The sequence below is a fragment of the Streptomyces sp. NPDC002734 genome (genome assembly GCF_040295685.1).
Classification (GTDB): Bacteria; Actinomycetota; Actinomycetes; order Streptomycetales; family Streptomycetaceae; genus Streptomyces.
Window position 1 is genome coordinate 59708 of record NZ_JBEOVU010000005.1, and the last position, 22678, is coordinate 82385.

Here is a 22678-nt window from a genome sequence, read left to right on the forward strand (position 1 = left end):
CAACAGGGGACCTGGACCGGCGCCTGCGGGACAGCGGGAGGGACCGGGACCGGCACCCTCCGCCCGCGGGACGACGGAAAGCCCCCGCCCGCCGGGTCGGCGGACGGGGGCAGGTTGCGGAACGGCGGGCAGGGAGACGTCCGGGACGGGACGGCCGCCCGTCCGCCGCTAGCGCACGGAGAAGCCGAACCAGGCGTCGGTGTAGGCAGCGCCGATGTCCTTGGCGCCGAACGCGTACGCGTTCTTCGTGGACAGGCCGGCCGAGCCGCCGCGCAGCAGCCAGACCGCGCCGTTCTCGCTGTTCTCGGCGGTCGTGCCGACGGCGAGGTCGCGGTAGCCGTTGCCGTTCATGTCCAGGAGCGCGGTGGAGACGCCGAACATGTCGCCGGCCTCGCCGACGCCGGGGATCCCGGCGGTGTCCTGGTTGACGGCCTTGGCGCCCGCGCCGGTGACGCCCGCGGCGCTGCCGGGCACCAGGACGACGGCGCCCGCGTCCTCGATCGTGCCGATGTCCTCGCCCGCGACGCCGAGCGCGATGTCGGCGTAACCGTCACCGGTCATGTCGGCGACCGAGACGGAGGAACCGAAGAGGTCCCCCTCCTCCTGGGCGCCGGGGATGCCGGGCGAGTCCTGGTCGAGGAGCACGGTGTTCGCCTCGGAGAGGCCGGAGGCCGAGCCGTAGGAGATCCGCACCTTGTCGGACCAGTCCTCGGCGCCGACCACGACGTCGTCGTAGCCGTCGCCGTTGATGTCGCCGATGCCGGTGCCGGCCGGGGTGCTATGGGCGGAGTCGCCGGGCACCCAGCCGCGCTTGAAGCCGGTGGCGCCGCCGCCCAGCAGCAGGCGGCTGCCCCAGGTGCCGTCACCGGTGTAGCGCCACTGGACGATGTCGTCGCGGCCGTCGCCGTTGACGTCGCCGACCTGGCCGGCCCTGACCGGACCGGTGATCGAGGCGGGACCGTCCTCGCAGGTGCCGGCGGGGTTGCAGGACATGTCCTCCTCCCCGTACCCCCACCACAGCGACTTGTCGAGGAGCGGCAGCACGGCCGCAGGGGCGCCGGCCCGGGTGACCGGGCCCTTCCACAGGGTCGCCGGGGCGCCCGCGGGGTCGTCGCCCCTGACCTCCTGCTGGGAGAACAGCGCCAGGTCGGCCTTGTTGTCGCCGTCGAAGTCGCCGATCTGCGGGGCGGCCCCGTACCCGGCGACCGCCGTGCCGCCGGTGAGCCCGGAGGCCGAGCCCCACAGGATCACCGAGCCTGCGGTGCCGCCGCCGATGATCAGGTCGCCGTAGCCGTCGCCGTCCAGGTCGCCCTTGGCGAAGGTGGAGCCGAAGCGCTGGCCGGCGGTGGCCGCGCCGGGGACGCCGCTGGTGGAGCGGCTCACGATCTTCTTCTTCGCGGTGTCGACGCCGGCGGACGACCCGTACATCACCGCGACGTAGCCGGCGCGGGCCGCGCCGGAGACGGTCGCGTTCGGCGCCCCGACGACGAGGTCGGCGTAGCCATCACGGTTGAAGTCGTCCTGGACCCCCACGGAGGGGGCGGGGGCGGCGTGGGCCGTCGCCGTGGTCAGCGACCAGGCGCCCAGGCCGCCGGCCAGCAGCGCCGCGGCGGCAAGGGGAGCGCCCAGTCGCGTGGAACGGGCGCCGCCTCGTGCTCGAGACATGGAGATGCCTTTCGGGTCGGTCGACGCGGGGCGCGAGACGCGCCGCGCGTTCAACCAGTCCGACTCCGGTGGGCCCCGCCCGGTTGTACGCCTGAATGTCACGGTAATGTCCCCGAGCCGCAACCGCCCCGGGCGGTGGCTCCCGGGACTCGGCCCTGGGGGAGCCCCGCCCCGAGAAGCAATCCGGACCCCGACAACTGGCCCGTGCCGGCCCGGCGTCGGGAGCGGCGCATGCGCTTCCGTCTTCCGTCCACCGTGATCAGGAGGGTGAGATGTCCGGCGGGGAGTCCACCGAGCACTACACGTTGGTCTGTGACGACCCGGCCCACGAGGTGGTGCTCGTCGACTGCGGGCCCCGCGAGATGGAGGTGATCCGAGCTGTGCGAGAGGTGACCGGGCTGAGTTTGTGGCACAGCCGGCTGCTGGCACGCCGAGTGCCCGTCACCCTCCTTGAGGGGGTGTCCGCGCACAGGGCCCGGTCCGCCGTCGCCGTGCTCCGGAGGGCCGGCGCCGGGGCGGAGTGGAGACAGGAGTCGGAGCCCGGAGAGCGCAACGCTCCATCGCCTTGACGGCCCGGAGACGGCCCGGAGACGGCCCGGGGGCAGCGGAAAGCCCCCTGTCTGCGGGAAAGCCGCAGGCAGGGGGCTTACGCGAGCGGGTTACTTCTTCTTGCCCTGGTTCTTCACGGCCTCGATGGCGGCCTTGGCGGCCTCCGGGTCGAGGTAGGTGCCGCGCGGGACGACGGGCTTGAACTCGGCGTCGAGTTCGTAGGCGAGGGGGATGCCGGTGGGGATGTTGAGGCCGGCGATGTCGGCGTCGGAGATGCCGTCGAGGTGCTTGACCAGCGCACGCAGCGAGTTGCCGTGGGCGGCGACCAGGACGGTCCGGCCGGTCAGCAGGTCGGGGACGATGCTGTCGTACCAGTACGGCATCATCCGGTGGACGACGTCCTTCAGGCACTCGGTCTGCGGGCGCAGCTCCGGCGGGATCGTCGCGTAGCGGGCGTCGTTGTACTGCGACCACTCGGCGTCGGCCTCGAGGACCGGCGGCGGGGTGTCGTAGGAGCGGCGCCACTGCATGAACTGCTCCTCGCCGAACTGCTCGAGGATCTCCGCCTTGTTCTTGCCCTGCAGGGCGCCGTAGTGGCGCTCGTTGAGGCGCCAGCTGCGGTGGACGGGGATCCAGTGCCGGTCGGCGGAGGTCAGGGAGAGCTGGGCGGTGCGGATGGCACGCTTCTGGAGGGACGTGTGCACGACGTCGGGGAGGAGCCCGGCGTCCTTCATCAGCTCGCCGCCGCGGATCGCCTCCTTCTCGCCCTTGTCGGTCAGGTCCACGTCCACCCAGCCGGTGAACAGGTTCTTGGCGTTCCACTCGCTCTCGCCGTGGCGGAGGAGGATCAGCTTGTACGGTGCGTCGGCCATGGCACCCAGCGTAATCGGAGGGCGGCGGGGGTCGCGCGGGCGTCCAGTATTCGGTGGCTCCCGCCCGACGTGCGGAAGTAACATGCACCGTCCGTCTGCGCCGCTTACGGCAGTCCTGTGGAGGCCGCCTTGTCCGTCGTCTCGCCGAGACGTGCCCTGAGGGAGACCGTCTCCGGTCTCCCGTCGGCCTTCTGGTGGCTGTGGGTCAGCACCCTGGTCAACCGCCTGGGCGCCTTCGTGGCCACCTTCCTGGCGCTCTACCTGACGCTGGAGCGCGGCTACTCCGCCTCCTACACCGGTCTGGTGGCCGCGCTGCACGGGCTCGGCGGAGTGATCTCCTCGGTCGGCGCGGGGGTGATGACCGACCGCCTCGGCCGCCGGTCCACCATGCTGATCGCGCAGCTGTCCACGGCGGCGTCGGTGGCGCTGCTCGGCTTCGTCAGTGACCCGGTGAGCATCGCGGCCGTCGCGTTCCTGGTCGGCATGGCGTCGAACGCCTCGCGGCCGGCGGTGCAGGCGATGATGGCGGACATCGTGCGGCCCGAGGACCGGGTGCGGGCCTACTCGCTCAACTACTGGGCCATCAACCTCGGTTTCGCCGTCTCCGCGGCGGGGGCCGGGTTCGTCGCGCAGGTCAGCTACCGGGCGGGCTTCCTCGTCGAGGCGGTGATGACGCTGGCCTGCGCCGTGGTGGTGTTCGTGAAGCTGCCCGAGTCGCGGCCCGATCCCTCCCTCGACGCGCCGGCGGCCGACGGCAAGGTCGGCGGACCGCGGGTGGGGCTCGGCACGGTGCTGCGCGACGGGAGGTTCATGTCGCTCGTCGGGCTGTCGTTCGTGGTCGCGCTGATCTTCCAGCAGGGGTACGTGGGCCTGCCCGTCGCGATGGGCAAGCAGGGGTTCAGCCCGGCGGAGTACGGCCTGGCCATCGCGGTCAACGGCGTGCTGATCGTCGCCCTGCAGCTGCCGGTCACCCGGCTCATCCAGCACCGCGACCCGCGCCGGCTGCTGGCCGTCGCCGCGCTGCTGGCGGGCTACGGGTTCGCGCTGACCGCCTTCGCCGGGACGCTGGGGACGCTGGTGCTCACCGTGTGCGTGTGGACCTTCGCCGAGATGCTGAACGCGCCGACGCAGTCCAGCCTGGTGGTCCGGCTCTCGCCGGTGGAGGGGCGCGGGCGCTACCAGGGGATCTACACGATGTCCTGGTCGCTGGCGGCCCTCGTCGCCCCGCTGGTCGCGGGCGTGGTGATCGACGGGTACGGCGCGAACTGGCTGTGGGGCGGCTGCGCGGTGCTGGGCACGGTGGCGGCGGCCGGGTACGTGCTGCTGACGCGGAACCTGCCGCCGGAGGCGGAGGTCACCGTTCCGGCCGGCGGCCTGCCGAAGCCGGTGACCGAGGCGGCCTGACCCGCGCCGCCTGCCCGGGGCGGACGTACCGGAGCCGCCCGAGGGCGGTCCCCGCGGCCGCCCGCTCAGGTCCCGTGCAGCATGGCCTCGGCGATCTCGCGGACCCGCGCGAGGGTGATGCCCTCGCGCTGCTCCACCGCCAGCGGATGGTCCGTCGGCTCCAGTTCGACGTACGGCCGGCGGCCCACCTCACGGGTGTGGACGTTGGTGCGGAGGTTGAGGGTGGTGGGGGAGTAGAGGGGCAGCGAGGTGTTCAGCCAGCCGAAGTACGGCGGCTCCGCCTCCCGCCCGGGGGTCTCCCACAACTCGTCCGAGCGCCGGAAGTTCTGGGCGCTGAGCGAGACCCAGACACCCCACTCGAAGACCTCGCCCCCGGGCACCGCGCTGTCGCGCACGGGGATCTCGATCAGGCCCTTCACGAAGAAGTGCTCGCCCTTGATCACGCACTGGTCGGGGGAGAGCACACTGTCCTCGCGCTCGGCGTAGCGCTGATCCCAGACGTCGGGCGCCTCGGTGGAGTAACCCATGGGGAGGCCTGCGTGGTGCTCGCCGCACTGCGAGCAGACGAAGCCGGGTTCCTCGTGTGTCATGACCCGAGAGTAATGGCCCCCTCGGACGGCCACGGCCGAACCGCCGGACCCGCCGCGCCCCGGCGTCCGCTCCCGCCCGCCACCCGTGACGTTCCGTTCCGCTCGTTCCGCCCGCCGTGGCACCCTGTCAGCGAGTCCAGGAGGTCCGCATGTCCCTCACGTCGTCCGGTGACCGTCTCCGTGTCCGTCCCGCCCGTGCCGACGAGGCGCCCGCGCTGAGCGAGCTGGCGCTGCGCTCCAAGGGGCACTGGGGGTACGACGCCGCCTTCCTCACCGCCTGCCGTGACGAACTGACGCTGAAGCCCGAGGACCTGACGCCGGGCAACGCGACCGTCGCGGAGGACGGGACGGGGCGGGTGCTGGGCTTCGTGCTGATCGACGGGGCGCCGCCCCGGGGCCGGCTCGACATGCTCTTCGTCGACCCGACCGCCATCGGATCGGGCGTCGGCCGACGGCTGTACGAGGAAGGGCTGGCCACCGCCCGCCGCCTCGGGATGCGCAGCCTGGCCATCGACGCGGACCCGAACGCCGAGCCGTTCTACCGGGCGATGGGCGCCCGCGTCGTCGGCACGGTTCCGTCGGGGTCGGTGGCGGGCCGGGTGCTGCCCCTGATGGAGGCGGACGTCCCGCGCGACGAGGCGCCTCACGCGTCCGTCACGCCCGCCGCCCCCGTGGGCTCCCTGCCGGGGTGAACGCCGCCGGCCTCCGGGCGGAGCGGGAGGGGTTCGGCGACCTCGACGACCGGCTCACCGCGATCGGCGGCCGACGGGGAAGTCCAGAGGGCGGCCGTCGATCGGCGCCCCCGGTCACTCCTTGTCGAGCAGGTGCGCGAAGGCGTCCAGGTTGCGGGTGGACTCGCCGCGGGAGACCCGCCAGGCGTACTCCTTGCGGATGGAGGACGCGAACCCCATCTCCAGCAGCGTGTTGAAGGCGCCGTCGGCGGCCTCCAGGACCTGGCCGAGGAGGCGGTCGATGCCGTCCGCGGTGACCGAGGCCAGCGGCAGGCGGGCCGTGACGTACACGTCGCCGTGCGGGTCGACCGCGTAGGAGACGCCGTACAGCTTGAGGTTGCGCTCCAGCAGCCAGCGGTGGACGCCTGCCTCGTTCTCGTCCGGGTGACGGATGACGAAGGCGTTCAGCGACAGGGAGTGCCGGCCGGCGATCAGCGAGACCGTGGTGGAGAGCTTCCGCGTCCCGGGCAGCTTCACGACGTAGTTGCCGGGTTCCGGGGACTCCCACTCCAGCTCGGCGTCCCGCAGGAACGCCTCGATCACCTCGCGTGCGTCAGCCATGGGCCGAGCGTACGCGACGGCGGTGGGCGTGCAGGGCGGCCGAGTACACCTCGGTGGTCGCCGCGGCGGCCCGGTCCCAGCCGAACTCCTGGGCGTGCCGAGCGGCACGCTCACCGAGGCGGGCGGTCAGCGCCGGCTCGTCGGCGAACCGCCGCAGCACGGCCGCGTAGTCGGCGGGGTCGTGGCCGCGGACCAGGAAGCCGGTCTCGCCGTCGCGCACCGCGACCGGAAGGCCGCCCACCGCGGCGGCCAGCACCGGCGTGCCGGTGGCCTGCGCCTCGATGGCGACCAGGCCGAACGACTCGCTGTAGGAGGGCATCACCAGCACCGACGCCGCCCGGAACCAGTCCGCGAGCCGGTCCTGCCCGACCGGCGGGTGGAAGCGCACCACGTCGTTCAGGCCGAGGCGCGACGACAGCTTCTGGAGCCGCTCCGGCTTGGCGAGGCCGCTGCCGCTGGGGCCGCCGACCACCGGCACCACCAGCCGCGAGCGCAGGTCGGGGCGCTGCTCCAGCAGCACCGCCACCGCGCGCAGCAGCACGTCGGGCGCCTTCAGCGGCTGTATCCGCCCGGCGAAGAGGGGGATCAGGGCGTCCTGCGGCAGACCCAGGCGGGCGCGGGCGGCGGCCCGGCCGTCGGCCGGGCGGAAGCGGTCCAGGTTGACGCCGGGGTGCACGATCTCGACCTTCGCGGGGTCGGCCTCGTAGTGGCGGACCAGGTCGGCGGCCTCGTCGGCGGTGTTGGCGATCAGCCGGTCGGCGGCGTCCACGATCTGCGTCTCGCCGATCACGCGGGCCGGCGGCTCGGGCGTGTCGCCCTGGGCGAGCGAGGCGTTCTTCACCTTGGCCATGGTGTGCATGGCGTGCACCAGCGGCACGCCCCAGCGCTGGGCGGCCAGCCAGCCGACGTGCCCGGAGAGCCAGTAGTGGGAGTGGACCAGGTCGTAGTGGCCGGGACGGTGGCCCGCCCAGGCCTGCATCACGCCGTGGGTGAAGGCGCACAGCTGGGCCGGCAGGTCCTCCTTGGCCAGGCCCTCGTACGGGCCCGCGTCCACGTGCCGCACCAGCACGCCGGGGGCCAGCTCGACGGCCGGCGGCAGGGAGGCGGAGGTGGCGCGGGTGAAGACCTCCACCTCGACGCCCTGCGCGGCGAGGCGGCGGGCGAGCTCGACGATGTACACGTTCATCCCGCCCGCGTCGCCCGTGCCGGGCTGGTGCAGCGGGGAGGTGTGGACGGAGAGCATGGCGACGCGGCGCGCACGGCGCGGTACACCCGGCAGCCTCAGCCGCGGCGGCGACGCCGGGGAGAGACGCCCGAGCCTGGTGACGTACTGGCTCACGTGGCAGTCCTCCAGGTGTGTCGGGCAGGAGTGTCGGGTGGATGGGCCGGGTGGGTACGCGGCCTCGAACCCTCCGGAGGCGAGAACACCGGCGGGACGCCAGCCATTTCGGCTTTGCCAAAACGTTACGCCGTGTGGCCGGGAGATGAACGGCGTGTTCCGGCCCCACCAGCGCTTTCGTACCCTCGTAGGCATGACTCCCCGCGCGACGACCCGCCCCGTGGGAACGGTGACGCGCGGGACGACCAACCCCAACCGGCTCCGCCGCATGGACCGCTGGATCGCGGCCGTGCACGGCGCCGAACTGCGGCGCGCACAGGGCCCGGTCGCCGTCGACCTGGGCTACGGCGCGGCGCCGTGGACCGCGGTCGAACTGCTCGGCCGGCTGCGGACCGCCGCGCCCCGCACCCGGGTGGTCGGCATCGAGATCGACCCGGCCCGGGTCGCCGCGGCCCGCCCGTACGAGCGGGAGGGGCTGGAGTTCCGGCACGGCGGCTTCGAGGTGCCGCTGCCCGCGCCGCCGCAGCTGATCAGGGCGGCCAACGTGCTGCGCCAGTACGACGAGGACCAGGTCGCCGAGGTCTGGTCACGGCTGTGCGCCCGCCTCGCCCCGGCGGGCCCGCACGGCTCGCGGGGCGGGCTGCTGGTGGAGGGCACCTGCGACGAGATCGGACGCCGCCACGTGTGGGTCGCCCTCGGCCCCGAGGGCCCGCGGACGGTCACCTTCGCCGCCCGGCTGGCCTCCCTGGACCGCCCGTCGGACCTGGCGGAACGCCTCCCGAAGGCGCTGATCCACCGGAACGTGCCGGGCGAGCCGGTGCACGCGTTCCTGCGCGACTTCGACCGCGCCTGGGCGGCCGCGGCGCCGTACGCCTCCTACGGGGCGCGCCAGCGGTGGATCCGCGCGGTGCGGGACCTGACCGCGGACTGGCCCGTGACGGACGGGCCCGCGCGGTGGCGCCAGGGCGAGGTCACGGTGGCCTGGGAGGCGCTCGCCCCGCGCGGCGCCTGAGCTCCGGGCGCCGGTCCGGGCGTGGGGCGGACCGCGGTGCCGCGGGGACCCGGGCGTCAGACGGACAGCGGGACCGCGTGGATCTCGTCCGCCTTGTGTCCCGCGCGCTCGTGCACGCGCTGCACGGCCTCGGCCGAGGGGCCGCTGGACAGGCAGTACACGGTGCCGGACTCCGGGTCGGCCCAGGCTCCCTCGAAGTGCACGTCCTCGGCCTTCTCCAGCGCCTGGTCGGCCGCGTGGGCCTCCTCGAGTTCGGGGCCGGTGATGCCGTTCATGTTCCGGTGGACATCCATGAAGCGGGCCATGGCTGCGCACCTTCTTCCTGTCGAGTGCGTCCGGTTCCCCTCTCCCCATCGTCCGCCTCCGCCGAGGTCACGACAAACGGCGGGACGCGCCCCCGGAGGGCACGGCGCGCCGTGGGACGGCGGGGCACCCGCGGGCAGGCGGCGCTCCGCGGACAGGCGGCGCGCCGGCGGGGGCACGGACGGACGCCGGGCCCGCACGGAGGTGTGCGGGCCCGGCGTCCGGGTGTCTCGTGGCGTCAGCCGCACTGACAGGGGCCGCCGGACTGGCAGCCGCAGCCGCAGCCGGAGCCGCAGCCGCAGGCCGCGAGCAGTGGCAGTGCGCGCGGGGCGGGCGCCTCCTCGGTGTCGGCGGCGCGGGTCGGGTCGTCGTCCGTACGGGGGGCCTCGGGCATCTCGGTCCATCCCTCCAGTGGCGTCCAGCAGGACCGTCCAACGGTGTCGCCCCATTGCACCGCCGTGGCGCACGGCGCATCAACGGCGCACGGATGCGCCGGGGCGGGCCGGGGCCGGCCCGCGCCTCCGCCCCGTTACGCGCCGCCCCCGTTACGCGCCGCCCTCGGCCGGAAGGTCCCCCGGGTGCTCACCGGTCACCAGGAACACCACCCGCCGCGCCGCGGACACCGCGTGGTCCGCGAACCGCTCGTAGTAGCGGCCCAGCAGGGTCACGTCGACCGCCGTCTCGATGCCGTGCTGCCACTTGTCGTCCATCAGGTGCTGGAACAGGGCGCGGTGCAGGGTGTCCATGGCGTCGTCGTCCTGCTCCAGCTGGAGCGCCAGCCGGACGTCCTCGGTGGCCAGCACCTGGGCGGTCTTCGCCATCAGCCGCTGGGCGAGCTGTCCCATCTCCAGGACGGTGGCGTGCAGGTCGGAGGGGACCGCCTTCTGCGGGTAGCGCAGCCGCGCCAGCTTGGCCACGTGCTTGGCCAGGTCGCCGGACCGCTCCAGGTCGGCGGAGATCCGCAGCGAGGTCACCACCCTCCGCAGGTCGGTGGCCACCGGCTGCTGGCGGGCCAGCAGGGCGATGGCCCGGGCCTCCAGGTCGTGCTGGGTCTCGTCGACCGCGCGGTCCGACTCGATCACCCGCTCCGCGAGTGACAGATCGGCGTCCAGTATCGCCGCGGTCGCCCGCCCCATCGCCGAGCCGACCGTACGGGCCATCTCCGCCAGGTCCTCGCCGATCGAGTCGAGTTCCTCGTGGTACGCGTCACGCATCCGTGCTTCCTTTCCGATGACGAACGGTCCCGGGCGGATCCCGGGGTGCCCCGGGCGGGCCGAACACGAAGGTGGTGCCAGGTGCCGTCCGTCCTTCCCGCCCGGCGTCCGGTGAAGCCACTGTCGCCCGCCGCCCCTGCCGTACCGGTCCCCTCCGGTGAACCGACACGGACCGGAAGGTGAACTCTGGGCGACCAGTGCGCCAGGTCTCCCTCCGGAGGCTGCGGAGCACCCCCCGCCCCCGCCTAACCTGGAGGCATGGACGTAGACGCGGCGGTCGCCGCAGCGGCGGCGATAGCCGGTGTGCTCACCGGCGTGGTCGCCATGCTGGCGTTCCGCTGGAGCGAGAGCGACCTGGAACGCCCCTCCCGCGCCGCCGACCGGGCCGAGGCCGCGCTGCCCCGCGGGGTGGACACCGTGCTGTCGGTGCTCCGCTCCTCGGCGGTGGTGCTCGACGAGGCCGACGCCGTGGTGAAGGCCAGCTCCGCCGCCTACGCGCTGGGTCTGGTCCGCGGCGGCCGGCTCGCCGTCGAGCCGATGCTCCAGATGGCCCGGGACACCCGCCGGGACGGCGAGATACGCCAGGTCGAACTGGAACTCCCCCGGCGCGCCGGCCGGGCCGAACCGCTGGCGGTGTCCGCCCGGGTGGCCCCGCTGGGGTCGCGCCTGGTCATGCTGCTGGTGGAGGACCTCACCGAGGCCCGCCGGATCGAGGCGGTGCGGCGTGACTTCGTCGCCAACGTGTCGCACGAGCTGAAGACCCCCGTGGGAGCGCTCTCCCTGCTGTCGGAGGCCGTGATGGACGCCTCCGACGACCCGGAGGCGGTCGAGCGGTTCGCCGGCCGGATGCAGATCGAGGCCACCCGCCTGACCAACCTGGTGCAGGAGCTCATCGACCTCTCCCGCATCCAGAACGACGACCCGCTGGAGTACGCCGAGCCGGTCAAGGTCGAGGTGCTGGTCGACGAGGCGATGGACCGCTGCCGCCAGCAGGCCGGCTCCAAGCACATCACCATGGCCGCGGCCGGCGCCGAGGGACTGTACGTCTGGGGCAACCGCGGCCAGCTGGTCGGCGCCCTGGGCAACCTCGTGGAGAACGCCGTCAACTACTCCCCGGCGCAGACCAAGGTCGGCATCGCGGTCCGCCGGGTCGCCGACGCGAGCGGCGACATGGTCGAGATCGCTGTCACCGACCAGGGCATCGGGATCTCCGACCGGGACCGGGACCGCATCTTCGAGCGCTTCTACCGGGTCGACCCGGCCCGCTCCCGGGCCACCGGCGGCACGGGCCTGGGCCTGGCGATCGTCAAGCACGTGGTCGCCTCGCACGGTGGCGAGGTCACCGTCTGGAGCACCGAGGGCCAGGGCTCCACCTTCACCGTCCGGCTGCCCGAGGCCGCCGCAGCACGCGACCGCGGCCGCCGCGACGGCTCCACCCCCGGCCGGCTCGCCCCCGTCCCACCCGTCGCCACCCCGCCCGCCACCGGCGCGCCCGCCACCGGCGCGCAGGGCACCGACCAGTTCACCGCAGGTCCGCAGGCCGGTGTCGTGCCGGCCGCCCCCATCGCCACCGGGTCCACCGCCGTGCCCGCCGCTTCGCCCGATCCGCTTCCCGCTCCCGCTCCGGAGGTCCGCCCGTGACCCGTGTGCTCGTCGTCGAGGACGAGGAGTCCTTCTCCGACGTCCTGTCGTACATGCTCCGCAAGGAGGGCTTCGAGGTCGCCGTCGCGGCGACCGGCCCCGACGGCCTCGACGAGTTCGAGCGCAACGGAGCGGATCTGGTCCTGCTGGACCTGATGCTGCCCGGGCTGCCGGGCACCGAGGTCTGCCGTCAGCTGCGCAACCGCTCCAACGTCCCGGTGATCATGGTCACCGCCAAGGACAGCGAGATCGACAAGGTCGTCGGCCTGGAGATAGGCGCGGACGACTACGTCACCAAGCCGTTCTCCTCGCGCGAGCTGGTCGCCCGCATCCGCGCCGTGCTGCGCAGACGCGGGGAGCCCGAGGAGGCCACCCCCGCCGCGCTGGAGGCGGGCCCGGTCCGCATGGACGTCGACCGTCACGTGGTGACCGTGGACGGCGCGAAGGTGGACCTCCCGCTCAAGGAGTTCGACCTGCTGGAGATGCTGCTGCGCAACGCGGGCCGGGTGCTGACCCGCATGCAGCTGATCGACCGGGTCTGGGGCGCCGACTACGTGGGCGACACCAAGACCCTGGACGTCCACGTCAAGCGGCTGCGCGCCAAGATCGAGCCGGACCCGGGTGCGCCCCGGTACCTGGTCACGGTCCGCGGTCTCGGCTACAAGTTCGAGCCGTAGACCGGCCCGGCCCGGACAGCGGAAAGGGGCGGCTCCCCCGGGGGAGCCGCCCCTTTCGCGTGCGGTGCGGGTGTCAGTGACCGGCGCCGGACGCCGACTGCTCGGCGGACGGCTCGGCCTCGCCCTGGGACGCGTCGAGGTCCCCGGGCTCGGAGGCCGAGGCGGACGCGGAGGAGGACGGCTCGCCCGACGGACCGGCCGCGCTCGGCACGGCCGAGGGGCCCCAGTCCGCGAACTGGTTCTCGGCCGGGAGGACCAGGGCGTCCAGGGAGACGTTCCCGGTCTCGCTGAAGGCGAAGGTCACCCGCTGGACGTCGCCGTCGCGGACCGCCTCACGGCCGCCGGGGATCGTGGCGACGGCGGCGGCGTCCTTGCCGCCGATCACCACCCGGCCGCCGGCCGGGACCTTCACCTGGCTGCCCTTGTCGGCCTTGAGGTCCACGGTCGGACCACCGGGCAGGGTGATGGAGTCGAGGGTCTGGTCGGTCTGCCCGTCGTTGAAGACGGTCGCCATCACGGCGGCCGGGCCGGTGGCCTCAGGGTCCTCCTGGGTGAGGACGGCGACGTTCTGGACCTTGATGTGGCCGACGGTGACGTCCGCGAGGTCCGGCTTGATCTGAAGGGTCTCGGCGTGGTTGCCGGCGCCGCAGGCGGCGAGCGAGGCGATCGAGAACGCGATGGCGGCGGCGGCGAGGGCGCCGCGTCGAAGGCTGCTGCTCACGGCGGCGGCAACTCCTTGAACGTGGGCGGAGCGGGACGGCGCGGACGCCGGCTCCCTTGGGTCTGTGTAGCGCACCAAGATTACCGAGCCCGTTGTTCCCCGCCGCACCCGACCCACCCTGTGCGAACAGCACATGCACACGGCGTGATCCGGCTCTTCGCGCATCTTCGCACACACAGGAACTTCACCGGTCCGCTTGACGTTCATCACAACGCGACGTTCTTCAGGTCGCGGAAGCGGTGCGAACCCCCGCCGCACGTCCCGGAATCACCGCTCCCCGGTTCAGCATTCGCATAACTGCGGGGCGTTATTTCCGCAGGCCCAAATGGCGTCCGTGAAAATCGATCAGGTGGTCACTCGGCCGGCCGGTGATCAATTTCGGATAGCCCCGGGGAGCTCGGCGGGAGGCACCCGGTCCGCTCGAACGGAGTAGCGGAGATCGTTCACTTGGAATCGGACATTCTGGGGCGTAACGTCGTTGTCGCGAGGCCGCGAAGGGGCGTAACGTCCGCGTTTCGCACGGCCGTGAACCCCCCTCCGACCTGCGAATACCCCCTTCCGTTCCCCTTCCGAAGCATGTACCCGCAGGAGTTGTCAAGCCCCGAGATATGCCCTGACCTGCGAAAACGCCATTCAGAACACGCCCAATCCGTGTTACCCTGGATAGCCACGGAAGGGGTACCTGTCACATGACGTTCAAGGTTGGCGACACCGTGGTCTATCCCCATCACGGGGCCGCGCTGATCGAGGCCATCGAAACTCGCCAGATCAAAGGCGTGGACAAGACCTACTTGGTGCTGAAGGTCGCCCAGGGCGATCTGACGGTGCGTGTGCCCGCGGACAATGCGGAGTTCGTAGGCGTGCGCGACGTGGTCGGTCAGGATGGGCTGGACCGGGTCTTCGAGGTGCTGCGCGCGCCGTACGCCGAGGAGCCCACGAACTGGTCGCGCCGTTACAAGGCAAACCTGGAGAAGCTGGCCTCCGGCGATGTCATCAAGGTCGCCGAGGTCGTCCGCGACCTGTGGCGTCGCGAGCGTGAGCGCGGCCTGTCCGCCGGTGAGAAGCGCATGCTCGCCAAGGCCCGCCAGATCCTGGTGAGCGAACTGGCTCTCGCGGAGAACACCAACGAGGACAAGGCCGAGGCCCTGCTCGACGAGGTGCTCGCCTCCTGATGTTCCCCCGGTCGTGCCCGAGCGGTGACGCCGTGCGCGACCGGACGTAGGACACTTGCTGCCGTGGTGCCCGATGATGCGAAAGCATTGCCGGGCGCCGCGGCATGTCCGTACCCGGAAGTGGTCCGTACCGGCCGGGTGTCACGGAAGGGCCCGGTCGGTGGCGGAGCATCCGGTTCGCCAAGCCCATACCCATCCGGGTGGAGCACACAAACCTGACAGGAACCGATGTCCGACGCAGCTTTCCCCCGAGAAGAGCGCCCCTCTCCTTCCGCGGCCCATGCCGCCGTCGTGATCCCGGCCGCCGGCCGCGGCGTACGCCTGGGCCCCGGCGCCCCCAAGGCGCTGCGCACGCTCGGGGGCACCCCGATGCTGATCCACGCGGTGCGCGCGATGGCGGCGTCCCGTCATGTCTCCCTGGTCGTGCTGGTGGCGCCGCCCGAGGGCGTCGCCGAGGTGCGGTCGCTGCTCGACTCCCACTCCCTGCCCGAGCGCACCGACTTCCTGGTCGTCCCCGGCGGGGCCACCCGGCAGGAGTCCGTGCGGCTCGGCCTCCAGGCCCTGCCCGCCGGCTCCGAGGTGGTGCTGGTCCACGACGCGGCCCGGCCGCTGGTGCCGGTGGAGACCGTGGACGCGGTGATCGAGGCGGTCCGCGACGGCGCCGTCGCCGTGGTGCCCGCGCTGCCGCTCGCCGACACCGTCAAGGAGGTCGAGCCGGCGGAGGTGACCGGGGCGCCCGAGCCGGTGGTCGCCACCCCGGTGCGGGCCCGGCTGCGCGCCGTGCAGACGCCGCAGGGCTTCGACCGCGCCGTGCTGACCCGTGCGCACCAGGAGGTCGAGGGCGAGGTGACCGACGACGCGAGCATGGTCGAGCGGCTCGGCCTCGGCGTCGTCACGGTGCCCGGGCACGAGGAGGCGTTCAAGGTGACCCGCCCGCTGGACCTGGTCCTGGCCGAGGCGGTCCTGGCCCGCAGGAGGCGCAACGATGGCTTCTGACCAGGCCGTTCCCCGGCAGGACCTGCCGTACCCGCTGCCCCGGGTGGGCATCGGCACCGACATCCACGCCTTCGAGGAGGGCCGCGAGCTGTGGTGCGCGGGCCTGCTCTGGGAGGGCGAGGGCCCCGGGCTCGCCGGGCACTCCGACGCCGACGTGGTCGCGCACGCCGCCTGCAACGCGCTCTTCTCCGCCGCCGGGCTCGGTGACCTCGGGCAGCACTTCGGCACCTCCCGCCCCGAGTGGTCGGGCGCCTCCGGCGTCACGCTGCTCACCGAGGCGGCCCGGATCGTGCGCGAGGCGGGCTTCGTGATCGGCAACGTCGCCGTGCAGGTCGTCGGCCCCCGCCCCAAGATCGGCAAGCGGCGCGAGGAGGCGCAGAAGATCCTCTCCGCGGCGGCGGGCGCGCCGGTCTCCGTCTCCGGCGCGACCACCGACGGACTCGGCTTCCCCGGCAGGGACGAGGGCCTGCTGGCGGTGGCCACCGCCCTGGTCGTGGAGGCCCCCGCGGCGCGGCCCGCGTAGGGGCGCGCAGCTGTCGGCCGGTTGTTTCGCAGTGGGCGTGAGGCAGTGCCGCACGCCCACTACTCTTGAGGCGTGACTATTCGCCTGTACGACACCAGCGCCCGGCAGATCCGTGACTTCGTCCCGCTCACGCAGGGCTGTGTCTCGATCTACCTGTGCGGTGCCACCGTGCAGGCCGCTCCGCACATCGGGCACATCCGCTCGGGCCTCAACTTCGACGTGCTGCGCCGCTGGTTCGCCCACCGCGGCTACGAGGTGACGTTCGTGCGGAACGTCACCGACATCGACGACAAGATCATCACCAAGTCGGCCGAGTACGGCCGCCCCTGGTGGTCCATCGGCTACGAGAACGAGCGGGCCTTCACGGCCGCCTACGACGCGCTCGGCTGCCTGCCCCCGACCTACGAGCCGCGGGCCACCGGCCACGTCACCGAGATGGTCGAGATGATGCGCGGCCTGATCGAGCGCGGCCACGCCTACGAGGCGGACGGCAGCGTCTACTTCGACGTGCGCTCTTTCCCCGAGTACCTGTCGCTGTCCAACCAGGACGTCGACGACCTCCGCCAGCCCGACGAGGGCGTGGCCGGCAAGCGCGACCCGCGGGACTTCGCCATGTGGAAGGCGGCGAAGCCCGGCGAGCCCAGCTGGGAGACGCCCTTCGGGCCCGGCCGCCCCGGCTGGCACCTGGAGTGCTCGGCGATGGCCCACAAGTACCTGGGCCCCGCCTTCGACATCCACGGCGGCGGCCTGGACCTGATCTTCCCGCACCACGAGAACGAGATCGCCCAGTCCAAGGCGTTCGGCGACGAGTTCGCCCGCTACTGGATGCACAACGCCTGGGTGACGATGAGCGGCGAGAAGATGTCCAAGTCGCTGGGCAACTCGGTGCTGGTCTCCGAGATGGTCGGGCGGTGGCGGCCCATCGTCCTGCGCTACTACCTGGGCACCCCGCACTACCGGTCGATGATCGAGTACAGCGAGGAGGCCCTGCGCGAGGCCGAGTCCGCGTTCGCGCGGATCGAGGGCTTCGTCCAGCGTGCCGTCGAGCTCGCCGGCGGCCCCGTCGAGCCGGCCGCCGAGGTCCCGCCGGCCTTCGCCGAGGCGATGGACGACGACCTGGGCACCCCGCAGGCGCTCGCCGTCGTGCACACCACGGTCCGGCAGGGCAACAGCGCGCTCTCGGCCGACGACAAGGAGGCCGCCGTCGCCCGTCTGGCGGAGGTCCGCGCCATGCTCGGCGTGCTCGGCCTCGACCCGCTGGACGAGCAGTGGTCCGGCGGCGCCGACGGCCGGGGCGAGGAGCTCGAGGGCGTCGTCGACGGCCTGGTCCGGCTGGTGCTGGAGCAGCGTGAGGCAGCCCGCGCCCGCAAGGACTGGGCGACCGCCGACGCCATCCGCGACCAGCTCGGCGCGTCCGGCCTGGTCATCGAGGACAGCCCGCACGGACCCCGCTGGTCCCTCGGCGGCCGCTGACCCCACCTGCGTGACCTGCGCGAATGTGCCGCCCGGGCCTCCGGGCGGCACACTTGCACTTCCAGACCCACATCCCCCCAGCTTCACGGAGACGATCAGCTCATGTCCAAGGACCGCCGCGCATCGAGTAAGAAGGGCGCGCAGGTCGGCAGTGGCGGCCAGCGACGCCGGGGCCTCGAGGGCAAGGGACCGACCCCGCCCGCCGAGATGCGCAAGGGCCACGCCAAGCAGCGTGCCGCCAACGCGAAGGCCCGCCGCGCCCAGGGCAGGCCGGCCACCGCCCGCCGTGGCGGCGGCCGCTCCACCTCCGAGCTGGTCGTCGGCCGCAACCCGGTCGTCGAGGCGCTGCGCGAGGGCGTGCCCGCCAAGACCCTCTACGTGCAGCAGTTCATCGACAACGACGAGCGGGTGCGCGAGGCGCTGCAGCTCGCCGCCGAGCGCGGCGGCATCAACCTCATGGAGGCGCCGCGCCCCGAGCTCGACCGGATGACCAACGGGCTCAACCACCAGGGCCTGGTCCTTCAGGTGCCGCCGTACGAGTACGCGCACCCCGAGGACCTGGTCGCCGACGCCGCCGACAGCGACGAGGACCCGCTGATCGTGGCGCTGGACGGCGTCACCGACCCGCGCAACCTCGGCGCCGTGGTCCGCTCCGTCTCCGCCTTCGGCGGTCACGGCGTGGTCGTGCCGGAGCGCCGCGCGGCGGGCATGACGGCCGGCGCCTGGAAGACCTCGGCCGGCACCGCGGCCCGCACGCCGGTCGCCCGGGCCACCAACCTGACCCGCGCGCTGGAGCAGTACAAGAAGGCCGGAGTGGTCGTGGTGGGCCTGGCGGCCGACGGCGAGCACGAGATCGGCGACCTCGAGGCGCTGGGCGGCCCGGTCGTGATCGTGGTCGGCAGCGAGGGCAAGGGCCTGTCCCGGCTGGTCGGCGAGACCTGCGACTACCGGGTCCGCATCCCGATGCCGGGCGGCGCCGAGTCGCTCAACGCCGGTGTCGCGGCGGGCATCGTGCTCTACGAGGCGGCCCGCCGGCGCAGCTGATCCGCGGTGCGGCTCGGTGCGGCTCGGTGCGGGGCCCTCAGCGGGCCTCGCACAGGTGTGCAGAAATTCGCCCGGGCGGGGTGTTTTGCGGGCGACACCCAAGCTTGACGTGCTTCGGACAGATCGGGGCGCACGCGGCAGTGTCCTTACGTGTCGTCACTCGGTTAGATGAGTGTGGACACCAGAACACCCCGCACACCTTTGGGGGACGGTCCGTCGGGCTTCGACGACACCCCCGCGCTGAGCATGGTGAAGGTGCCCTGCGATCCCGCGCAGGTCATCGTCAACCACGTGAGCTTCCGCGTGCAGTTGGGCTCCTCGGCGCGGCGGGCCAGGTCGACGCGGATCGCCGGGCACGTGAGAGCCACCGACGACACGACGCCGATCCCCGTCGTCGCGCAGCCGGGTCCGGCCGCCGCCGGGAAGAGGCGCCGGCCGGTCGTCTGGAGCGGGCACACCGCCCCGGACGACACCGGGGCGCACCGGCTGTTGCAGGCCGTGCGGGGCGCGCAGCTCGGGGGCCTCGCCCCGGCTCCCGCCGCCTCCGGCCGGCCCGCGAGCACCCCGGCCGCCGGTCCGGGGGCGACCCGGACCATCCCGCGGCCGCCCGACTCCGTCGCGGGCGTCGGCCCGGGCGTCGGCACGGGCCCGGGTGCGGGCTCCGGCTTCGACGTTCCCGGCTCCGGGTCGGGGTCCGGCTTCGACCGTGCGGGCTCCGTCCGCGGCTCCGGGTCCAGCTTCGGCGACTCCGGCTCCGCCTTCGGCGGCGGGTTCGGCGAGGGCTACGACGGCGGCACCGGGGGCCACGGGGGCCGCTACGGCGACGGAGCCGCCGGGTACGCGGGCGTCCGCGAGGAGAGCGCGGCCGAGCGCACCCTGGAGAACCCCGTGATCGGCGAGGGCACCCGGCTGCTCCCGCCGATGCGGTCGGTGGGCAGCGCCTTCGAGGAGCCCGGCTACCTGGCGCCCGGCGCCTACGAGGGCTACGGCGAGGGCGACAGGTACGGTTCCGGCGGCTACGGCCGGACCGGCGCCTACACGGACGCGGGCCCCGGCCACGAGGGCTACGACGGCTACGGCGCGGCCGGCTACGGGACGGACGCGTACACCGCCGACGGCTACGGGCCCGACGGGTACGGCCCGGACGGGTACGCCGCCGACGGGCGCGCGGCGGAGGAGACCGAGGAGGGCCGCGGCGGGCGGCGGGCGTCGGAGAAGCACGCCTACTACCCCGGCCGCCGGATGAACCTCGGCGTGGTGCTGCTGCCGCTGCGGGTCTTCCTGGGCTTCGTCTCGGTCTACGACGGCATGGGCAAGCTCTGCGACCCCGTCTACTTCGACGGCGGCGAGCGCGGCTCCATGACGCGGCTGCTGCACTCCCTCGAGCCGGGCGGCGTCGGCGAGCCGCTGCACGGCTTCGCGCTCCAGCACCCGGTGGGCTCCGGCCTCACCGTGGCCTTCCTCCAGGTGATCGTCGGCGTGCTGACGGTCCTGGGCCTGTGGCAGCGGGTCGCCGCCGGGCTGGGCGTGCTGCTGGCGTCCGCGCTGCTGCTCGGCGCGAGCTGGCAGGCCGTGCCGGTGTACGAGATGGCGGACGTGGTCTACCTGGCGGCCTGGACGCCGCTGCTGGTCGCGGGCGCGCCGGTCTACTCGGCGGACGGGGCGCTGGCCGGGCGGGCCTGGCGGCGGCTGGGTCCGCGGGCCGCGATCTGGGACCTGCGGCGCTACGTGCTCAAGCGGGGCGCGCTGGCGACGGGCGTCGTCGCCGGCCTCACCCTGCTGGTCGGCTCCCTGCTGGGCGCGGCGGTGCGGGACGCGGACCGGGTGGTCGTGCCGCGCCCCGGCGAGGCCCCGCGCAACGCGCTGCCGGGCACGCCGCTGCCGGGCGACACGGCGCCGGGGAGCGAGTCCCCGTCCGAGTCGGCCTCGGACGGCCCCACGGCGGGCTCCGAGGGCACCGCGGGCGCGGAGGAGACGGCCGGCACGGCCGGGTCCGAGGAACGGAACGCGGGCGCGGAGCCCGAGGCGGACGTCGCCGGGACGGACACCGGAGCGACCGGTGACGTCACGGGCGGGCGGCCGAGCGAGTCCGGTCAGGCCCCGCCGGTCGAGCCGGCCCCCGAGGAGGCGCCGGGCGGCTCCGGCTCCTCCGTCGACGCCCCCTCCGGCGGCTCCCCCTCCACCGGCGGCGGCTCCCCCGCCGAAACCCCTCGCAAACCGGGCCTCGTCGGCGGCCTCCTCGGCTGACCGCCCGACCGCCCGGCCCCTGGCCCCCGCCGCGCCCTGGTGCGGCGGGGGCCTTCCGGTGAGCCGGGGGTCTTCGTGGTGCCCTGGGGCGGGGAGTGCCGTGCGGTGGCTGGTGCTGCGTACCTGCGGGCAATCGTGCCGCTGGGGCGGCACGGGTGGGCGCAGGGCCTCACGTCCTCACGGGACCGGCTCGCTCCGCGCCGCGTAAGCCCTCCGGGAAGGGGGCGGGGCAGAGGATCAAACGGTGCTGTCCCCGGGGGCCCGACCCTGTGCCGCGCTGCCGTGCGGGTCACGCCTGCTCGCGCTGCTGTCGGCTTGGGCACGGTGGGAAGCCGCTCGCCGCGGCGGAGGCCAGGGGCTGCGCCGCCCGTGCCGTGCCGCCGCCCCCTGGGGGCCCTCAGCCTTCCGCAGGCGGTGCAGGAGACCGCACGGCGGCGGGCACGGCCCGAGCGGCAGGCACGGCAGGGACAGCGGGGGCGTGGCACGGCTGTCCGCCGGAGGGGAGCGAAGACGGCGAGGCCGGCCAGGAGAGCCCGGGCCCTCGGCAGCACACGGCGGCCAGGGGCGGACGGAGAGATACACGCCGCGCCCCGGACACCCCCCGTCAGCCGTTGAGCGCGGCCAGTTCCTTCGCCGCCTCCGTGAGGTCCTTCGCCGTGTCGATGGCCCGCCAGTACGCCCCCTGCGGGATGGAGTACCCCGCCAGCCGCCGCTCCCGCGCGAGCTGCGGGAACGTGCTGCGCTCGTGGTCCCCCCGCTCCGGGAGCTGCTCGGCGAACTCCGGCGAGAACACGTAGACACCCGCGTTGATCTCGAACGTCGACGGCGGCGCCTCGATGAAGTCGCTGATGTACCCGAACCCGTCGGTCCGCACCGCCCCCCACGGCAGCCGCGGCCGCGCCAGCGCCAGCGTCGCCGTGGCGCCGCGCCCGGTGTGGAAGTCCGCCATGTCCCGCAGGGAGAACCGCGTCCAGATGTCGCCGTTGGTGGCGTACCAGGACCGGTCGGGGTGCGGCAGGTGCGCCGCCGCGTACTTGAGACCGCCGCCCCGCCCCAGTGGCTCCGGCTCCACGACGGTGGTGACCCGCGCCGGCAGGTCGGCGCCCTCCAGCCACTTCTCCAGCACCTCGGCGAGGTGCCCGCAGCTGACGACCACGTCGGTCACGCCCTCCTGGGCGAGCCAGGCGATCTGGTGGCCGATGATCGGCGTACCGGTGCCGGGGATCTCCACCATCGGCTTGGGCCGGTCGTCGGTGTACGGGCGCAGGCGGGAGCCCTGGCCACCGGCCAGGATGACGGCCTGGACGGGGCGCGCGGCGGCGTTCGGATCGGTCATGGACCGCACTGTACGTGCGCCCCGCGCGCCACAGGACGAGGAGGGTGGAAATGGGAGCCGGCCCCACGCCCCGCCCGGCCCTCCGACGGGCAGCGGCGGGGCGTGAGGTCGGTCATGGGCCGGTCGGCGGTCATGGCCCGGCCGGCGGTCAGAGCCCCGCCGCGGCCACCCCCGTGGCGAAAGCGGTGTCGCACACCGGCCGCGAGAAGGACTGCGCCTTCACCGGCCCGTAGGTGCGGACCGCCGCCTTCCCGAGCGCACGGGCGATCGAGGCGCAGTGACGGGCCAGCGACGGCCGCTCGTCGACCGCCTTCTGGAGGTGGGTGAGGGCGACGCCCGGGTCCTTCTCCCGCATCTCGGTCAGGAGCCGGTCGCGCAGCACGTCCTGCGGGGCGGGACGGTGCCGGCCGGACACGCCCGCCGGGGCCTCGGCGTTCGCAGCGGCGAGCACCGGGTCGGCGGGCTCGCCCGACCAGTTCACCCGGGTGACCGCGAGCGTGCCGGAGAGGACCAGGACGACGGGGAGGACGAGGGCGAGCGTGCGGCCGATCCCGCGGGCGGGACCGCGGCCGGTGCGCGTCTGCTGGTTCGTGGTGTGCTTCACGCGA

The 22678-nt window shown here is 73.9% G+C and carries 23 protein-coding genes; 12 read left to right on the forward strand and 11 right to left on the reverse strand.

Features of this window, described 5'->3' with window-relative positions; all coding sequences use genetic code 11:
• Positions 1-168 precede the first annotated feature (168 nt).
• On the reverse strand, positions 169-1665 hold the full coding sequence (locus tag ABT026_RS06675) for an FG-GAP-like repeat-containing protein (RefSeq protein ID WP_351112918.1): 1497 nt from the start codon (positions 1663-1665) through the stop codon (positions 169-171).
• 272 nt (positions 1666-1937) lie between these two features.
• On the opposite strand from ABT026_RS06675, the gene ABT026_RS06680 reads away from it, so the two are divergent.
• Positions 1938-2234, forward strand: a complete 297-nt coding sequence (locus ABT026_RS06680) for a ribosomal protein L7/L12 (RefSeq protein WP_351112921.1) — start codon at positions 1938-1940, stop codon at positions 2232-2234.
• A gap of 90 nt (positions 2235-2324) precedes the next feature.
• Here ABT026_RS06680 and ABT026_RS06685 read toward each other — a convergent pair whose 3' ends face one another.
• Complete coding sequence (locus ABT026_RS06685) at positions 2325-3086, reverse strand: phosphoglyceromutase (protein WP_351112924.1); 762 nt, start codon at positions 3084-3086, stop codon at positions 2325-2327.
• Positions 3087-3215: 129 nt separating this feature from the next.
• Here ABT026_RS06685 and ABT026_RS06690 point away from each other — a divergent pair, with 129 nt between their 5' ends.
• Complete coding sequence (locus ABT026_RS06690; RefSeq protein ID WP_351112926.1) at positions 3216-4490, forward strand: MDR family MFS transporter; 1275 nt, start codon at positions 3216-3218, stop codon at positions 4488-4490.
• A gap of 65 nt (positions 4491-4555) precedes the next feature.
• On the opposite strand, the gene ABT026_RS06695 is transcribed toward ABT026_RS06690, so the two are convergent.
• Positions 4556-5017 (reverse strand): DUF2199 domain-containing protein, encoded by a 462-nt coding sequence (locus ABT026_RS06695; protein ID WP_351113125.1) that lies wholly within the window; start codon positions 5015-5017, stop codon positions 4556-4558.
• A 212-nt stretch (positions 5018-5229) separates the two neighbouring features.
• Here ABT026_RS06695 and ABT026_RS06700 point away from each other — a divergent pair, with 212 nt between their 5' ends.
• A complete protein-coding gene (locus tag ABT026_RS06700; RefSeq protein ID WP_351112928.1) occupies positions 5230-5772 on the forward strand; it encodes a GNAT family N-acetyltransferase in 543 nt (180 codons plus the stop codon).
• Positions 5773-5886: 114 nt separating this feature from the next.
• Here the strand turns inward: ABT026_RS06700 and ABT026_RS06705 are convergent, their stop codons facing one another.
• Positions 5887-6372 (reverse strand): type III secretion system chaperone family protein, encoded by a 486-nt coding sequence (locus ABT026_RS06705; protein WP_351112931.1) that lies wholly within the window; start codon positions 6370-6372, stop codon positions 5887-5889.
• Complete coding sequence (gene mshA, locus ABT026_RS06710; RefSeq protein ID WP_351112933.1) at positions 6365-7711, reverse strand: D-inositol-3-phosphate glycosyltransferase; 1347 nt, start codon at positions 7709-7711, stop codon at positions 6365-6367. The genes ABT026_RS06705 and mshA overlap by 8 nt, the downstream gene beginning before the upstream one ends.
• 193 nt (positions 7712-7904) lie before the next feature.
• Between mshA and ABT026_RS06715 the strand changes: the two genes are divergently transcribed.
• Positions 7905-8723, forward strand: a complete 819-nt coding sequence (locus tag ABT026_RS06715; protein WP_351112935.1) for a class I SAM-dependent methyltransferase — start codon at positions 7905-7907, stop codon at positions 8721-8723.
• A gap of 56 nt (positions 8724-8779) precedes the next feature.
• On the opposite strand, the gene ABT026_RS06720 is transcribed toward ABT026_RS06715, so the two are convergent.
• The 3 genes from ABT026_RS06720 to phoU form a co-directional block, all read right to left on the reverse strand.
• Complete coding sequence (locus tag ABT026_RS06720) at positions 8780-9028, reverse strand: SCO4226 family nickel-binding protein (RefSeq protein WP_351112937.1); 249 nt, start codon at positions 9026-9028, stop codon at positions 8780-8782.
• Positions 9029-9264: 236 nt separating this feature from the next.
• A complete protein-coding gene (locus ABT026_RS06725; protein WP_351112939.1) occupies positions 9265-9420 on the reverse strand; it encodes a hypothetical protein in 156 nt (51 codons plus the stop codon).
• A 151-nt stretch (positions 9421-9571) separates the two neighbouring features.
• Positions 9572-10240 (reverse strand): phosphate signaling complex protein PhoU, encoded by a 669-nt coding sequence (phoU, locus tag ABT026_RS06730; protein ID WP_351112941.1) that lies wholly within the window; start codon positions 10238-10240, stop codon positions 9572-9574.
• Positions 10241-10498: 258 nt separating this feature from the next.
• On the opposite strand from phoU, the gene ABT026_RS06735 reads away from it, so the two are divergent.
• Both ABT026_RS06735 and phoP read left to right on the forward strand, forming a co-directional pair.
• The gene (locus ABT026_RS06735) at positions 10499-11881 is read left to right on the forward strand and encodes a sensor histidine kinase (protein WP_351112943.1); all 1383 of its coding nucleotides are present in this window, start codon (positions 10499-10501) and stop codon (positions 11879-11881) included.
• A 5-nt stretch (positions 11882-11886) separates the two neighbouring features.
• Positions 11887-12558, forward strand: a complete 672-nt coding sequence (gene phoP, locus ABT026_RS06740; protein ID WP_471997393.1) for a two-component system response regulator PhoP — start codon at positions 11887-11889, stop codon at positions 12556-12558.
• 73 nt (positions 12559-12631) lie between these two features.
• Here phoP and ABT026_RS06745 read toward each other — a convergent pair whose 3' ends face one another.
• Positions 12632-13279 carry a copper chaperone PCu(A)C domain-containing protein gene (locus tag ABT026_RS06745; protein ID WP_351112945.1) on the reverse strand — a complete coding sequence of 216 codons (648 nt, stop codon included), beginning with the start codon at positions 13277-13279 and terminating at the stop codon, positions 12632-12634.
• Between the two features lie 689 nt (positions 13280-13968).
• Here ABT026_RS06745 and ABT026_RS06750 point away from each other — a divergent pair.
• From ABT026_RS06750 to ABT026_RS06775, 6 genes are all read left to right on the forward strand, one after another.
• On the forward strand, positions 13969-14451 hold the full coding sequence (locus ABT026_RS06750) for a CarD family transcriptional regulator (RefSeq protein ID WP_003953493.1): 483 nt from the start codon (positions 13969-13971) through the stop codon (positions 14449-14451).
• Positions 14452-14679: 228 nt separating this feature from the next.
• Positions 14680-15447, forward strand: coding sequence for a 2-C-methyl-D-erythritol 4-phosphate cytidylyltransferase (gene ispD / locus ABT026_RS06755; protein WP_351112947.1), 768 nt, complete (start codon positions 14680-14682; stop codon positions 15445-15447).
• The gene (ispF, locus tag ABT026_RS06760; RefSeq protein ID WP_351112949.1) at positions 15437-15970 is read left to right on the forward strand and encodes a 2-C-methyl-D-erythritol 2,4-cyclodiphosphate synthase; all 534 of its coding nucleotides are present in this window, start codon (positions 15437-15439) and stop codon (positions 15968-15970) included. The genes ispD and ispF overlap by 11 nt, the downstream gene beginning before the upstream one ends.
• A 72-nt stretch (positions 15971-16042) precedes the next feature.
• Positions 16043-17443, forward strand: a complete 1401-nt coding sequence (cysS, locus tag ABT026_RS06765; RefSeq protein WP_351112951.1) for a cysteine--tRNA ligase — start codon at positions 16043-16045, stop codon at positions 17441-17443.
• A 102-nt stretch (positions 17444-17545) separates the two neighbouring features.
• Positions 17546-18487, forward strand: coding sequence for a 23S rRNA (guanosine(2251)-2'-O)-methyltransferase RlmB (gene rlmB / locus ABT026_RS06770; RefSeq protein ID WP_351112953.1), 942 nt, complete (start codon positions 17546-17548; stop codon positions 18485-18487).
• Between the two features lie 168 nt (positions 18488-18655).
• A complete protein-coding gene (locus tag ABT026_RS06775) occupies positions 18656-20734 on the forward strand; it encodes a DoxX family membrane protein (RefSeq protein ID WP_351112955.1) in 2079 nt (692 codons plus the stop codon).
• Between the two features lie 604 nt (positions 20735-21338).
• Here the strand turns inward: ABT026_RS06775 and ABT026_RS06780 are convergent.
• Positions 21339-22070 (reverse strand): nucleotidyltransferase family protein, encoded by a 732-nt coding sequence (locus ABT026_RS06780; protein ID WP_351112957.1) that lies wholly within the window; start codon positions 22068-22070, stop codon positions 21339-21341.
• Between the two features lie 148 nt (positions 22071-22218).
• Positions 22219-22674, reverse strand: coding sequence for a hypothetical protein (locus ABT026_RS06785; RefSeq protein WP_351112959.1), 456 nt, complete (start codon positions 22672-22674; stop codon positions 22219-22221).
• Positions 22675-22678: the final 4 nt, after the last annotated feature.

Bases quoted from the DNA above. Each gene is read 5' to 3' on its own strand.
- phoU (WP_351112941.1), bottom strand. From the start codon at position 10,240: ATGCGTGACGCGTACCACGAGGAACTCGACTCGATCGGCGAGGACCTG.
- ABT026_RS06735 (WP_351112943.1), top strand. From the start codon at position 10,499: ATGGACGTAGACGCGGCGGTCGCCGCAGCGGCGGCGATAGCCGGTGTG.
- ABT026_RS06705 (WP_351112931.1), bottom strand. From the start codon at position 6,372: ATGGCTGACGCACGCGAGGTGATCGAGGCGTTCCTGCGGGACGCCGAG.
- ABT026_RS06750 (WP_003953493.1), top strand. From the start codon at position 13,969: ATGACGTTCAAGGTTGGCGACACCGTGGTCTATCCCCATCACGGGGCC.
- ABT026_RS06715 (WP_351112935.1), top strand. From the start codon at position 7,905: ATGACTCCCCGCGCGACGACCCGCCCCGTGGGAACGGTGACGCGCGGG.
- ABT026_RS06695 (WP_351113125.1), bottom strand. From the start codon at position 5,017: ATGGGTTACTCCACCGAGGCGCCCGACGTCTGGGATCAGCGCTACGCC.
- ABT026_RS06700 (WP_351112928.1), top strand. From the start codon at position 5,230: ATGTCCCTCACGTCGTCCGGTGACCGTCTCCGTGTCCGTCCCGCCCGT.
- ABT026_RS06720 (WP_351112937.1), bottom strand. From the start codon at position 9,028: ATGGCCCGCTTCATGGATGTCCACCGGAACATGAACGGCATCACCGGC.
- ABT026_RS06680 (WP_351112921.1), top strand. From the start codon at position 1,938: ATGTCCGGCGGGGAGTCCACCGAGCACTACACGTTGGTCTGTGACGAC.
- ABT026_RS06675 (WP_351112918.1), bottom strand. From the start codon at position 1,665: ATGTCTCGAGCACGAGGCGGCGCCCGTTCCACGCGACTGGGCGCTCCC.
- ABT026_RS06685 (WP_351112924.1), bottom strand. From the start codon at position 3,086: ATGGCCGACGCACCGTACAAGCTGATCCTCCTCCGCCACGGCGAGAGC.
- ABT026_RS06725 (WP_351112939.1), bottom strand. From the start codon at position 9,420: ATGCCCGAGGCCCCCCGTACGGACGACGACCCGACCCGCGCCGCCGAC.
- rlmB (WP_351112953.1), top strand. From the start codon at position 17,546: ATGTCCAAGGACCGCCGCGCATCGAGTAAGAAGGGCGCGCAGGTCGGC.
- ispF (WP_351112949.1), top strand. From the start codon at position 15,437: ATGGCTTCTGACCAGGCCGTTCCCCGGCAGGACCTGCCGTACCCGCTG.
- ABT026_RS06780 (WP_351112957.1), bottom strand. From the start codon at position 22,070: ATGACCGATCCGAACGCCGCCGCGCGCCCCGTCCAGGCCGTCATCCTG.
- ABT026_RS06775 (WP_351112955.1), top strand. From the start codon at position 18,656: ATGAGTGTGGACACCAGAACACCCCGCACACCTTTGGGGGACGGTCCG.
- ispD (WP_351112947.1), top strand. From the start codon at position 14,680: ATGTCCGACGCAGCTTTCCCCCGAGAAGAGCGCCCCTCTCCTTCCGCG.